Raw genomic sequence first — 13,819 nt, 5'->3', positions numbered from 1 at the left:
CGCAGGCAGCCTGAGCGGCCAGTCTTGTACTGACTATTCCTGTGCAGGTGTTGGCATCCATGAAACGCATCCGCGTCATCGACTCACACACCGGCGGTGAACCGACCCGCCTGGTGCTCGACGGTTTTCCGCACCTGGGCCACGGCAGCATGAGCGAGCGCCGCCAGCTACTGGCCGAACGCTTCGACGACTGGCGCGCCGCCAGCATGCTCGAACCGCGCGGCAGCGACGTACTGGTCGGCGCGCTGCTGTGCGCGCCAGTGGACCCCAGCGCCAGTGCCGGGGTGATCTTCTTCAACAACAGCGGCTATCTGGGCATGTGCGGCCACGGCACCATCGGCCTGATAATTTCCCTCGCTCACCTCGGGCGCATCCAGCCCGGCCTGCACCGCATCGAAACCCCGGTCGGCACGGTCGAGGCGACCCTGCATGAGGATCGTTCGGTCAGCGTGCGCAACGTGCCCGCCTACCGCTACCGTCAGGCGGTCAGCCTACAGGTGCCCGGCCTGGGAACGGTCAGCGGCGACATCGCCTGGGGCGGCAACTGGTTCTTCCTGATCGGCGAACACGGCCAGCGCATCGCCGGTGACAACCTCGAAACGCTGACCGCCTATTGCTGGGCAGTGCGCCAGGCGCTGGGGCAACAGGCCATCCGCGGCGAGGATGGCGGCGAGATCGACCACATCGAGCTATTTGCCGATCCCGAAACGCCGATCGGCTCGCAGCCAAGCGTCGCGAGCGAAGAGGAGGCAAGGCAAGAGCAGGCGAAAAAGCGCAGTTTACAAGGCGTAAATGAGCATTTTGAGCCTGCTCTTAACGCAGCATCATGCGCGAAGCCCGCAGCAGCTTCGCTGCGAGCCGACAGCCGCAACTTCGTGCTGTGTCCGGGCAAGGCCTACGACCGCTCGCCCTGCGGCACCGGCACCAGCGCCAAGCTGGCCTGCCTGGCCGCCGACGACAAACTGCAGCCCGGTCAGTTGTGGCGCCAGGCCAGCGTGATCGGCAGCCAGTTCGAGGCCAGTTACGAGTGGCAGGCAGACGGGCGCATCGTTCCGACCATTCGCGGTCGCGCCCACCTCAGCGCCGAGGCCACCCTGCTGCTGGAGGACGACGATCCCTTTGCCTGGGGCATTCGTCCATGAATGCCGACATCATCGTCGTCGGTGCCGGCATAGTCGGCAGCGCCTGCGCCCATGAGTTCGCCCGCCGCGGCCTCGACGTGCTGGTGCTGGACAGCCAGCGCGGTGGCGCCACGGCGGTGGGCATGGGCCATCTGGTGGCGATGGATGACAACCCGGCGGAACTGGCGCTCAGTCAATACTCCATCGAACTGTGGCGGCAATGGGCGCCAAGCCTCGACGCGGGCTGCGCCTACCGCAACTGCGGCACCCTGTGGCTGGCCGCCAACCGCGAGGAGTTGCAGGCCGCCGAACACAAGCGGGAAACCCTCAGCGCCCAGGGCATCGCCTGCCAGATGCTCGACGGCGCTGCCCTGCGCCAAGCCGAGCCAATGCTGCGCAAGGGTCTGCTCGGCGCGCTGAAAGTCAGCGGCGACAGCATCCTCTATGCACCGAATGCCGCGCACTGGCTGCTGCAACAGGGCGGCGCACGCATCACCCGACGCCAGGAGCAGGTCAGCGAGGTCGACGGCAACCGCGTGCGCCTGGTCGATGGCCGCTGGCTGACTGCCGAGGCCGTGGTGCTGGCCAACGGCATTCACGCCACCGAGCTGTGCCCCGAGTTGCCGATCCGGCCGAAGAAGGGCCATCTGCTGATCACCGACCGCTACCCCGGACGCATCCAGCATCAACTGGTCGAACTCGGCTACGCCGCCAGCGCCCACGCCAGCACAGGCACCTCGGTGGCCTTCAATGCGCAGCCACGGCCGACCGGGCAGATCTTCCTCGGCTCCTCGCGCCAGTTCGACAGCCTCGACCCGCAGGTCGAGGGCCCGGTGCTGGCGCGCATGCTGCGCCGCGCCCTGGATTACCTGCCGGGGCTGGCCGAGCTGAATGCCATCCGCAGCTGGACTGGCTTTCGCGCCGCCACCCCGGACGGCCTGCCACTGCTCGGCGAGCATCCGCAGCAGCCCGGTCTGTGGCTGGCGGTCGGCCACGAAGGGCTGGGCGTCACCACCGCGCCGGGCAGCGCCCAGATTCTCGCCGCGCAACTGTTCAAGGAACCCGCGGACATCGACCCTAGCCCTTATCTACCGGGACGCTTTCTGCCGGCGCCTCGGCCCCTGGAGCACAGTGCATGATCGAACTCAGCCTCGATGGTCTTGCGCTGCGTGTCGCAGAGGGCAGTACGGTAGCCGCCGCACTCTATCTGGGTGGCGACGGCAGCAGCCGCACCTCGGTCGGCGGTCAGCGCCGTGCCCCGGTGTGCGGCATGGGCATCTGCCAGGAGTGCCGGGTCAGCATCGACGGCCAGCGCCGCCTGGCCTGCCAGACCTTGTGCCAACCCGGCATGCGCGTGGAGACCCACGCATGAACGAAGATTTCGACCTGCTGATCATCGGCGCCGGGCCTGCCGGCATGGCCGCGGCCCTGGCTGCCGCCCCCAGTGGCCTGCGCATTGGCGTCATCGACGACAACCCGCTCCCCGGCGGGCAGATCTGGCGCGACGGCGTGCAAGCCCAGCTGCCTGCCAATGCCCAACGCCATCGCGCGGCACTGGCGGCGGCGGAGAATATTCGGCTGTTCAGTTCGACCCGAGTGGTCGCCATCGCCGGGCCGCAGCAGTTGCTCCTGGAAGATGGCGAACGCGCCTGGCGCGCACGCTACGCCAAGCTGATCCTCTGCACCGGCGCGCGGGAGCTGCTACTGCCCTTCCCCGGCTGGACCCTGCCCGGCGTCACCGGCGCCGGCGGCCTGCAGGCGCTGATCAAGGGCGGCGTGCCGGTGGCCGGCGAACGCCTGGTGATCGCCGGCAGCGGCCCGCTGTTGCTGGCCAGCGCCGCCAGCGCCAAACAGGCCGGCGCACAAGTCCTGCGCATCGCCGAACAGGCGCCCGCGACTGCCTTGGCCGGGTTCGCCCTGCAGTTGCCGCGCTGGCCAAGCAAGCTGCTGCAGGCCTTGCAGCTGTTCGATGCCAGCTACCGCAGCAACAGCCATGTACTGGCCGCGCTCGGCGAGGAACGTCTGGAAGCTGTGCGCCTGCTGCAGAACGGTAAAGTGCTGGAGATCCCCTGCGAGCGCCTGGCCTGTGGTTTCGGTTTGCTGCCCAACACCCAGTTGGGCCAGGCCCTGGGCTGCCGCATCGCCGGACAGGCCATCGCCGTCGATCAATGGCAAGCCTGTAGCCTGCGCGATCACTACGCGGCGGGTGAATGCACCGGCTTCGGCGGCAGCGAACTGGCCCTGATCGAAGGCGCCATCGCCGGTCACAGCGCCATCGGCGAACAAGCCAAAGCCCGCGCGCTGTGGCCACAGCGCCAGCATTGGCAAGCCTTCGCCGATCGTCTCGGGCGCAGCTTCGTCCTCGACCCGCGGCTCAAGCAACTGGCTGCGCCGGACACCCTGGTCTGCCGCTGCGAGGATGTGCCCTATGCCGCACTCGCCGGGCGCGACGACTGGGTCGACGCCAAATTGCGCAGCCGTTGCGGCATGGGCGCCTGCCAGGGGCGGATCTGTGGCGGCGCGACGCAATTCTTGTTCGACTGGCCGGCCCCGGCGCCGCGCCCGCCGTTCTCCCCGGTGCGCTGTGAGACCCTGCTGCACCTGGCCGACGCACCCGACGCGGCGCCGGCCCCCACTCCAGGCAAAATCGCGACGCTTCCCAGCGCCGTGCAGACCGACTTAGAGTAGCGGGCTTCCCGTCTCGCCTGGATTCCTTGCATGCTGCCCCTGCCGCTGCCCACCCCGCGCGATCTGCCCGAGCTGCTGGGCAGCCTGCAACAGATCACGCCCCTGCTGGATGCCATGCCCGGCGTGGTGTTCTTCATCAAGGACACCGCCGCCCGCTATGTGCTGGTCAACCAAACCCTGAGCCAGCGCTGCGCGGTAAACAACCACCATGAGTTGCTGGGCCAGACCGCCGAGCAGGTGTTTCCCTCACGCTTCGGCCCGCTCTACACCGAGCAGGATCGTCGGGTACTGGAGGGCAGCGGGCAGCTCAGCGACCAGTTGGAGTTGCACCTGTACCCCGGCCGTCAGCCGGGTTGGTGCCTGACCCATAAGCTGGCCCTGCGTGACCCGCAGGGCATGATCATCGGCATGGCCGGCATCTCCTACGACCTGCAGGCCCCGCAAGCTAGTCACCCGGCCTATCAGCAACTGGCCGCGGTAGACGCGCATATCCGCCAGCACTACGCCCAACCCATCAGCCTCAAAGACCTCACCGCCATCGCCGGCCTGTCCGTCGCCCAACTGGAGCGCCACTGCAAACGCATCTTCCAGCTCACCCCACGGCAGATGATCCACAAGGCGCGCCTGGGCGCGGCCTCGCAGTTGCTGGCCGCGCACCTGCCGATCACCGACATCGCCCTGCGCTGCGGCTACACCGATCACAGCGCCTTCAGCCGTCAGTTCAAGGCCCTCACCGGGTTGTCTCCCAGTCAGTATCGCGAGCGTCTGCGCGACGCTTAGCAAGCCGCAGAACAACTGCTGCGCTCGTCTATGCGGCCTTGCAACAGAGCGAAGCGAGCCCATCAGCCTCAGCAAAGCGCAGCGTTGCGGCCGTTTCGCCTTGTGCCCCACATGGATGTGAGAAATGCCGTACCCGTAGGGAACGGGTACGGCCCTAGCCTTTGTTTCAATGACTTGCCTAGGCTGTTACCTCGATTCGTAGCCTAAACGCACATCCCTGGGGCGCGCTGCTCCCTTAGGTGACACCCCGTCCAAGCGCGGGCTGTCTGCGGGCTGGGCGGCGCGCCTCAGCAAGAAAACCTCACGAATACGCCCTGTGCCCGCCCTCAGCGGCTCGCGCGGCTCAACAGCGCCGTTTATTACCTGCCCACCCGCACCCGATCGGCTCTTGGCACAGCCAATGCATATAAAATATCGTATACGAAATCATTGATACGAAAGACGCAGCACCCTTTAACTGCTCGACCCCACCACTCCACGAGGCCCCTATGAAAAATCCAACAACTGCCGTAGCCCTCACCGTTGCTCTTAGCGCGTCCCTGATTGGCCAAGCCCAGGCCGACAAACTCGACGACATCATCCAATCGGGCAAACTGCGCTGCGCCGTGACCCTGGACTTCCCACCCATGGGCTTTCGCGATGAAGGTAACAACCCCGCCGGTTTTGACGTCGACTACTGCGCTGACCTGGCGAAAGTCCTTGGGGTAACCCCTGAAGTGGTCGAAACACCGTTCCCGGACCGGATTCCCGCGCTGATCTCAGGCCGGGCCGACGTTATCGTCGCCTCAACCTCCGACACCCTAGAACGCGCAAAAACTGTGGCGATGACCGTGCCCTACTTTGCCTTCCAGATGGTCGTACTGACCCGAGAAGACAGTGGCATTGAGAAATACGCAGACCTCAAGGGTCGCCCAGTGGGTAACACCAGTGGCACCTTCGAGGCTATCGCCCTGGAAAAAGACGTCAAAAGCTGGGGCAATGCCGCCAGCTTCCGCGCTTACCAAAGCCAGAACGACACCATCCTCGCCGTTACTCAGGGTCACATCGATGCCTCTGTCGTAACCAACACAGTGGCGGCCTCGACCCTCAAGTCAGGCAAATACAAAGGCCTCAAAGTGGCCGGCAATGCGCCCTACACCATCGACTACGTGTCCCTGGCGGCCAAGCGCAACGAGTACGGCCTGATCAACTACCTGAATCTCTTCGTCAATCAGCAGGTCCGTTCGGGCCGCTATGCCGAGCTGTACCAGAAGTGGATCGGCGGCGCTCCGGTGGAGCTGACGGTTCCAGGTGTTTACTACTAAGCCCCGCGCGCCAACACCCCCATCCACTGGTTAACGCACGGTCGCCAACCCGGCCGTGCGGGAGTTACACATGCCTGAATTCGCAGTAACGGCACGCAGGCTGGTTGCAGGCAATGCACAAGGCGAATTGCTCTATGCAGACGTCGGCTTGAGCTTCTGGGGCGGCGTCGATCCCTTTAGCGGCGAGGTGATCGATCGCCACCATCCCCTCAGCGGCCAGGTCATTGCGGGACGTGTGCTGGCCATCCCCAGTGGCCGCGGCTCCTGCACCGGCAGCAGCGTACTACTGGAACTTATTCTCAACGGTCATGCCCCTGCCGCACTGGTCGTGGCGCACCCCGAAGAAATTCTCAGCCTGGGCGTGCTGATCGCCCAGACCTTGTTTGACTGTGGCTTGCCCGTCGTCTGCATCGGCGCTGAAGCCTTTTCCCGGCTGCATGACTGCGCGTTTGTCCGCGTTGCAGATGACCGGGTTAGCGCCTTCAGCCAGAGCCCCGCGGATAACTGGCAAGCGACCACGCCAGATACCCGCGCCACGCAGTGGGCCACTGGGCCAATTGCCCTGAACGACAGTGACCGCGACTTGCTCGCGGGCAAACACGGCAAGGCCGCCCAGGTCGCCATGCAGATCGTCTTGCAAATGGCCGAGTTGCAGGGCGCCGGCGAATTGATCGATATCAGCCAGGCGCACATCGATGGCTGCATCTATACCGGTCCGGCCAGCCTGCGCTTTGCCGAACAATTGCTTGCCTGGGGTGCCGCCGTCAAAGTCCCGACCACGCTCAACTCGATCTCGGTCGACCAGCGTCTCTGGCGCCAGCAAGGCATCGATCCGGCATTCGGCGAACCCGCCAGCCAGCTCGGTGAGGCGTATATGGCAATGGGTGCGCAACTGAGTTACACCTGCGCACCGTACCTGCTCGACAGCGCGCCGCAGGCCAATGAACAGGTGGTCTGGGCTGAATCCAACGCCGTGGTGTATGCCAACAGCGTACTCGGCGCCCGGACGCAGAAATACCCGGACTACCTGGATATCTGCATCGCCCTGACCGGTCGCGCACCACTCACCGGCTGTCATCTGGATGCCGGCCGCTTGGCCACACTGCAAATTGAAGTAGCGCCGCTCGGCCCACTCGATGATGCGTTCTATCCACTGCTCGGTTATCACGTCGGCGCGTTGTCTGGCAGCCAGATCCCCGTGCTCAACGGCTTGCAGAACGCGGCGCCTACGCGGGACGATTTGAAGGCCTTTGGCGCCGCGTTTGCGACCACCTCCGGCGCCCCGATGTTCCACATCGCCGGGGTTACCCCAGAAGCCGCCAGCATAGAGCAGGCGCTGGGCGGCCTCCCGCCCCTGCACATTGCAACAGTCAGCGCAGCCGGCTTGCTCGATAGCTGGAACGAACTCAACAGTGCGCCGTCTCCGCAGCTGGGCCTGGTAGCGCTAGGCAATCCGCACTTCTCTTTGAGCGAGTTCGCCGCCTTGGCCGCATTGTGTGAGGGCCGCAGCAAACACCCCGACGTCGCCCTGGTGATCACCTGCGGACGGCACGTGCAGCAACAAGCCAGCGCGGCTGGCTACCTGGCGACGCTCGATGTGTTTGGCGCACAACTGGTGACCGATACCTGCTGGTGCATGCTCGGCGAGCCGGTGCTCCCGGTCAGCACCAGCAGCCTGATGACTAACTCAGGCAAATACGCCCACTACGCCCCAGGCCTGGTCGGACGCACGGTGCATTTCGACAGCCTGGCGGCCTGCGTCGCAGCGGCCTGTCGAGGATTTGTCAGCGGCGAACTTCCCGCCTGGTTGAGCCAGGCCCATCAGCCAAGGGAAAAATTGCGCGATGTTTGACTATAACTTTCACTGGCGCTCGGCTTTAAAAGCACTTCCGGACATGCTCGGCGGTGCTTGGGTCACCTTTGAGACGGCCGCGTTATCGATGGTCTTTGGCGTGCTGATCGCGCTGCTGTTAACCGTCATGCGGCAGAGCCAGAACCCGCTGGCGCGGGGTGTTTCCGGGGCCTGGGTCTCGGTTGCTCGGAACACCCCATCGTTGTTTCAGATCTACCTGTTGTACTTCGGCCTCGGCTCGTTCGGCCTGCACATCAGCTCATGGGCCGCACTGCTGGCCGGGATCACGTTCAACAACGCCGGCTACCTGGCAGAGAACTTTCGTGGCGGGCTCAAGGCCGTTCCCGATACCCAGATGCGCGCGGCCCGTTCACTGGGCATGAGCGCATTCAAAGCCTACCGGTTGATCATCGTCCCGCAGCTACTGCGCATTGTGTTCTACCCCCTGACCAATCAGATGGTCTGGGCCGTGCTGATGACCTCGCTGGGGGTGATCGTCGGCCTCAACAACGACCTCACCGGGGTGACCCAGGACTACAACGTAAAGACCTTCCGCACCTTTGAGTATTTCGCGCTCGCGGCCGTGCTTTATTACCTGATTGCCAAAGCCATCGTAATGGTCGCCCGCCTACTCGGCTGGCGCCTGTTCCGCTACTAAGAGGGCAATGGCCATGTTGACTACCAGCCTCACCGCAACCGATCTGCTGTTCATGCTCCAGGGTGCCTGGACCACTATCCTGCTCACCCTCTGGTCGATGCTGCTGGGCACATTCGGCGGGGTTATCTGTGGCCTGCTGCGCGCCACGTTGCCGCGGGCAACCCTGCCGATGGCCTGGGTGCTGGATATCTTTCGCAGTGTGCCGCTGTTGATCCAGTTCGTGCTGTTCAACTCGCTGAAAAGCATCGTCGGCCTCGACTGGAGCGCGTTCACCATTGCCTGCGTAGTGCTCGGCGTATACGCCACGGCCTATTGCACGGAAGTGGTGCGCAGCGGTGTCCTCGCGGTATCGCCCAATGTCCGCCGCGCCAGCCGCTCGCTGGGATTGAGCTACTGGCAAGACCTGCGCTACATCGTCATGCCGATGGCCACCCGCGTGGCGTTTCCGGGCTGGCTGAACCTGACCCTGTCGGTGATGAAAGACACCGCCTTGGTCATGTGGATCGGCATCATCGAACTGCTGCGCTCCTCACAAACCATAGTCACACGCATCCAAGAACCGCTGCTGGTCCTGTGCATCGCAGGGCTTATCTACTACTTCATCAGCCTGGTTGTGGCCCGCTTGGGTAATCAACTGGAGAAAAGGTGGCAGGAAAATGATTGAGATCGAACGCGTACACAAATCCTTCGGCGACCTGGATGTGATCAAGGGCGTCAGCCTGACCGTCGAAAAAGGCGAAGTGGTGTCGATCATCGGTGGCTCGGGCTCGGGTAAGTCGACCCTGCTGATGTGCATCAATGGCCTTGAATCGATTCACCGCGGCAGCATTCGGGTCGACGGCGTCGAGGTACATGACAAAGCCACCGACCTCAACCAGCTACGCCAGAAGATCGGCATCGTGTTCCAGCAGTGGAACGCCTTCCCGCACCTCACTGTGCTGGAAAACGTCATGCTGGCGCCGCGCAAAGTGCGTGGCCAAAGCCGCGCCGAGGCAGAAGAAATAGCGGTCAAGCAACTCACCCATGTTGGCCTCGCGGACAAGCTCAAGGTGTTCCCGGGCAAGCTCTCCGGCGGCCAGCAACAACGCATGGCCATCGCCCGCGCCCTGGCCATGTCGCCGGACTACATGCTGTTCGATGAGGCCACCTCGGCGCTCGACCCGCAGCTGGTCGGCGAGGTGCTGGACACCATGCGCCTGCTCGCCGAAGACGGCATGACCATGGTCCTGGTGACCCACGAGATCAGTTTCGCCCGCGAAGTGTCCGACCGCGTGGCGTTCTTCCGTGATGGTCTGGTGCATGAAATCGGCACACCCGACCAGGTACTCGGCAACCCGCAGCGTGCGGAAACCGCCGACTTCCTCAAGTCCGTGCTCTAGCAGGACGTTGAGAAACGTAGGCGAGGCGGCCGAGGCAAGGCAAAAACGGCCGAAAAAGCGCAGTTTACTGGCTGTAAATGAGCATTTTGAGGCCGTTTTTAACGCCGTATCGGCAACGTAGGTAGTTTTTCATCGTCCTGCTAGGAGCCTGTGATGCGTTCATCGAAGATCATCCATGTGGTCAGCTGCCACGCCGAGGGCGAGGTCGGCGATGTGATAGTCGGTGGCGTGGCCCCACCGCCCGGCGACACGGTCTGGGCGCAATCACGCTGGATCGCCGAAGACCAGACCTTGCGCAACTTCATGCTCAACGAGCCGCGCGGCGGCGTGTTCCGCCACGTCAATCTGCTGCTGCCAGCCAAGGACCCACGGGCGCAGATGGCCTGGATCATCATGGAGCCGGCCGACACCCCGCCAATGTCGGGCTCCAACTCGTTGTGCGTGGCCACCGTGCTACTGGAAACCGGCATCCTGCCGATGAGCGAGCCAGAAACCCGCCTGGTGCTGGAAGCCCCCGGCGGCCTGATCGAAGCCGTCGCGCAATGTCGCGACGGCAAGGTCGAGCGCGTCGAGGTACGTAACCTGCCCTCCTTCGCCGACCAGCTGGATGCCTGGATCGAGGTGGAAGGCATCGGCTCGCTGCAGGTGGACACCGCCTATGGCGGCGACAGCTTCGTGATCGCCGACGCCCACGCCCTGGGTTTTGCCCTCAGCGCCGACGAAGCCGCCGACCTGGCGGCCTGCGGGCTGAAAATCACCCGTGCGGCCAATCAGCAGCTGGGCTTCGTCCACCCGCTGAACCCGGACTGGGCGCACATCTCCTTCTGCCAGCTGGCGGCGCCGGTGAGCCGCGAGAACGGCATCGCCAACGCGGCTAACGCAGTGGTGATCCGGCCCGGCAAGGTAGACCGTTCGCCCACCGGCACCGGCTGCTCGGCACGCATGGCGGTGCTGCACGCCAAGGGCCAGTTGCAGGTCGGCGAGCGCTTTATCGGCCGTTCGATCATCGGTTCCGAGTTCCACTGCCATATCGATAGCCTCTGCGAGGTGGCCGGGCGTCCGGCAATCATCCCCTGCCTGTCCGGCCGGGCCTGGATCACCGGCACTCACCAGCATTTGCTCGACCCGAGCGATCCCTGGCCGCAAGGCTACCGACTGTCCGATACCTGGCCGGTCGAGACCTGCACCTAAGCGCCAGCGCCCGCCGTACCTCCGCCGGGCATGGCTGCAGCGACACACACGCCGCACACCGAAAAATACCCGCGCCATCGAGCAAGTTTTGTCTGGTATTTTTCTGCACAAAAGATATCGTATACGAAATACATAAATCACCAGCGGAGACACAACCATGAGCAAGCGCGTCAACTGGAGCGGGGTATTCCCTGCAGTCACCACTCAATTCAACCCTGACTTCTCGGTAAACCTGGAGCAGACCCACAAGGTGATCTCCAACCTGGTGCGCGACGGCGTATCCGGCCTGGTGGTCTGCGGCAGCGTCGGTGAGAACACCTCGCTGACCATCGAGGAGAAGATGGCCGTCACCGAAGTGGCCAAGGACGCGTCCGCTGGCCGGGTGCCGGTGATCTGCGGCATCGCCGAGTTCACCAGCGCCGGCGCCGCCAAGGTGGCCAAGGCGGTTGAGCGGGTCGGCGTCGACGGCATCATGGTGATGCCCGCGCTGGTTTACTCCTCCAAGCCGCACGAGACCGCCGCGCACTTTCGCAGCGTGGCCACGGGCACCGACCTGCCGGTGATGGTCTACAACAACCCGCCGATCTACAAAAACGACGTCACCCCGGAGATCCTCATCTCCCTGGCCGACATCGAGAACGTGGTGTGTTTCAAGGACTCCTCCGGCGACACCCGCCGCTTCGTCGACGTGCGCAACCAGGTGGGCGACCGCTTCATCCTGTTCGCCGGCCTCGATGACGTGGTCCTGGAAAGCATCGCGGTCGGCGCCGAGGGCTGGATCTCCGGCATGTCCAACGTGTTTCCCAAGGAAGGCGAAACCATCTTCCGCCTGTGCAAGGCCGGCCGTTTCGACGAGGCCATGCCGATCTACGAATGGTTGATGCCGATCCTCCACCTCGACGCCCGCCCGGACCTGGTGCAGTGCATCAAGCTGTGCGAGGAAATCGCCGGGCGCGGCAACGCCCTGACCCGCCCACCACGCCTGGCCCTGCAAGGCGAGGACCGCGCCCACGTCGAGACGATCATGGCCAAGGCCATGGCCAACCGCCCCGCTCTGCCGGATGTCGGCCTGTAGGCAAGACCCTATCGGGGGTATAGCCGCTATACCCCCGATTCACGCAAAGACCCATCGCACACGCAGCCTGCCGGGATTTTTTAGCGGCTGCGTCATTCGCCAGAAACAAGGTGGACAGTCCGTGTTCGACCTGAGCCACCGACAACGAATAAGGGGCCTCACATGATCCGCAAAGCCAATCTCTTCGCCACACTTGGGCTGGCGCTGTGCTGTGCCAGCAGCCAGGCCGCCGACTACAGCTACACCGTGCCGACCTCGGTGCCTGAAGGCAGTTTTTTCTTCGAGAATTTCCTCGTGCGCTTCTCCAAGAATGCCGCCCTGCTGACCGACAACCAGGTAAAAATCCGTCCAATTGGCGCCGGCGTGATCGTGCCCCCGCTACAGGTCTATGAGTCAGTGCAGAACGGCGTACTCCAAGCCGGTCACTCGACCCCGACTTACCTAGCCAATCAAGACCCCTTGAATAACGTCTTCGCCAGCTTCCCGGGCGGCATGTCAGGTGAAGAAACGCTCGCCTGGCTGTATGAAGGCAACGGCTTGCAAGCACTGCAAGCGTTCCGCGAAAAAGAGATGGGCCTGCACAGCATGGTCGTCGGCGTGGGCAGTTCTGAAATCCTCGCCCACTCGAACAAAAAAATCACCTCACTGGAGGACTTCAAAGGCCTCAAATACCGCACAGCGGGTGCCTGGGCCGAAGTGATCAAACAAGTGGGAGCCGCACCGACGGTGGTACCGCCTGGCGAGATTTACACCCTGCTGCAACGTAAAGGGGTCGATGCCATTGAGTGGGCCACGCCCGGTGCCAACCTGTCGGAAGGTTTCCATGAAGTGGCACCCTTCATTCTGACGCCGGGGGTGCACCAGCCATCGTTCGTCTGGGAGTTTTTCATGAAGGTCGAGACCTGGAATGCCATGGACAAAGCCACTCAGCAAAAACTCGAAGCGGCCGCCAAGCTCACCACCATGCAGGGTTATCTGCACTTCCTTGATGCCGATATGAAGGCGATGCAGGCCTACAAGAAAGCCGGTGTCGAGATCGTTCAACTGGATAAAGCCGTGATTGAGCAACTGGCCAAGATGGGCCAGCAGTTGATGGCCGAAAAGATCAAGCAACGCCCGGCTGGCGCGACCGACGCGCAAGCCATTCTCGACGATTACAACGGCTACCTGCAGCGTTGGTCGCAGAACTCGTCCTACCTCTATAGACATTGATCACCTACCTGTCCGGGCACGCCGCTGACGGCGGCCCGGAGCTGGAGCGCCTATGAAGAGCAAATGGTACAACTGGCCAGCCTCGAGCCTGCTCGGCGTCGCCGTGACAATGGCGGCACTACTGGTACTGGCGATGATCTACGAGGTCTTCGCGCGCTACGTACTGAATGCCCCCACCCTGTGGGCCTTCGACATTTCCTACATGCTCAACGGTGCGATGTTCATCCTTGGCTGCGCCTATGCGCTCAAGGAAGAAGCCCATGTGCGCATCGACTTTCTGACGAACTCGCTCAAACCCGTGTGGCAACGCAGGCTGAATGCCTTGTTCTACCTGTTTTGCCTCACCCCAGCGCTGGCCGGCCTGACCTGGATCGCACTCAACCGCACGCTGCATGCCTTCAGCAGTGGCGAGGTTGAGCACGTCAGCCCTTGGGCACCGTTGATGTGGCCCTTCTATAGCGCACTGGCCATTGGCCTGGCGGCGCTGACCTTTCAGGTGATTGTCGATGCATGGCTATTTATTGCTAATCGCAAAGATCCCGGCCATAAGGAAGTTTGA

At 63.6% G+C, this 13,819-nt stretch carries 14 protein-coding genes; all 14 read left to right on the top strand.

The window, feature by feature from the left end:
* Positions 1 to 59: 59 nt before the first annotated feature.
* Complete coding sequence (locus B2D37_RS23475; protein ID WP_079200874.1) at positions 60 to 1,142, top strand: proline racemase family protein; 1,083 nt, start codon at positions 60 to 62, stop codon at positions 1,140 to 1,142.
* Entirely contained in the window at positions 1,139 to 2,260 is a 1,122-nt protein-coding gene (locus B2D37_RS00420; RefSeq protein WP_079200873.1) for an FAD-binding oxidoreductase, read from the top strand. The genes B2D37_RS23475 and B2D37_RS00420 overlap by 4 nt, the downstream gene beginning before the upstream one ends.
* Entirely contained in the window at positions 2,257 to 2,493 is a 237-nt protein-coding gene (locus B2D37_RS00415) for a (2Fe-2S)-binding protein (protein WP_079200872.1), read from the top strand. Before B2D37_RS00420 ends, B2D37_RS00415 begins: the two co-directional genes overlap by 4 nt.
* Positions 2,490 to 3,809: an FAD/NAD(P)-binding oxidoreductase gene (locus tag B2D37_RS00410; RefSeq protein ID WP_079200871.1), complete on the top strand. Its 1,320-nt coding sequence runs from the start codon at positions 2,490 to 2,492 to the stop codon at positions 3,807 to 3,809. Before B2D37_RS00415 ends, B2D37_RS00410 begins: the two co-directional genes overlap by 4 nt.
* Before the next feature lie 30 nt (positions 3,810 to 3,839).
* Positions 3,840 to 4,589 (top strand): AraC family transcriptional regulator, encoded by a 750-nt coding sequence (locus B2D37_RS00405; protein ID WP_079200870.1) that lies wholly within the window; start codon positions 3,840 to 3,842, stop codon positions 4,587 to 4,589.
* Between the two features lie 488 nt (positions 4,590 to 5,077).
* On the top strand, positions 5,078 to 5,893 hold the full coding sequence (locus tag B2D37_RS00400; protein ID WP_079200869.1) for a transporter substrate-binding domain-containing protein: 816 nt from the start codon (positions 5,078 to 5,080) through the stop codon (positions 5,891 to 5,893).
* 70 nt (positions 5,894 to 5,963) lie between these two features.
* Positions 5,964 to 7,745, top strand: coding sequence for an aconitase X (locus B2D37_RS00395; protein WP_079200868.1), 1,782 nt, complete (start codon positions 5,964 to 5,966; stop codon positions 7,743 to 7,745).
* Entirely contained in the window at positions 7,738 to 8,403 is a 666-nt protein-coding gene (locus tag B2D37_RS00390) for an amino acid ABC transporter permease (RefSeq protein ID WP_079200867.1), read from the top strand. The genes B2D37_RS00395 and B2D37_RS00390 overlap by 8 nt, the downstream gene beginning before the upstream one ends.
* 13 nt (positions 8,404 to 8,416) lie before the next feature.
* Positions 8,417 to 9,067, top strand: coding sequence for an amino acid ABC transporter permease (locus B2D37_RS00385; RefSeq protein WP_079204852.1), 651 nt, complete (start codon positions 8,417 to 8,419; stop codon positions 9,065 to 9,067).
* A complete protein-coding gene (locus B2D37_RS00380; RefSeq protein WP_079200866.1) occupies positions 9,060 to 9,782 on the top strand; it encodes an amino acid ABC transporter ATP-binding protein in 723 nt (240 codons plus the stop codon). Before B2D37_RS00385 ends, B2D37_RS00380 begins: the two co-directional genes overlap by 8 nt.
* Positions 9,783 to 9,935: 153 nt before the next feature.
* Positions 9,936 to 10,973: a proline racemase family protein gene (locus tag B2D37_RS00375; protein ID WP_079200865.1), complete on the top strand. Its 1,038-nt coding sequence runs from the start codon at positions 9,936 to 9,938 to the stop codon at positions 10,971 to 10,973.
* Between the two features lie 157 nt (positions 10,974 to 11,130).
* The gene (locus B2D37_RS00370) at positions 11,131 to 12,048 is read left to right on the top strand and encodes a dihydrodipicolinate synthase family protein (RefSeq protein WP_079200864.1); all 918 of its coding nucleotides are present in this window, start codon (positions 11,131 to 11,133) and stop codon (positions 12,046 to 12,048) included.
* Between the two features lie 162 nt (positions 12,049 to 12,210).
* On the top strand, positions 12,211 to 13,260 hold the full coding sequence (dctP, locus tag B2D37_RS00365; RefSeq protein ID WP_079200863.1) for a TRAP transporter substrate-binding protein DctP: 1,050 nt from the start codon (positions 12,211 to 12,213) through the stop codon (positions 13,258 to 13,260).
* 52 nt (positions 13,261 to 13,312) lie between these two features.
* Positions 13,313 to 13,819: a TRAP transporter small permease subunit gene (locus B2D37_RS00360; RefSeq protein ID WP_218190355.1), complete on the top strand. Its 507-nt coding sequence runs from the start codon at positions 13,313 to 13,315 to the stop codon at positions 13,817 to 13,819.

The organism is Pseudomonas sp. CC6-YY-74 (assembly GCF_002025205.1).
Lineage (GTDB): Bacteria > Pseudomonadota > Gammaproteobacteria > Pseudomonadales > Pseudomonadaceae > Aquipseudomonas > Aquipseudomonas paeninsulae.
This window is presented reverse-complemented; position numbering and strand designations above follow the sequence as displayed.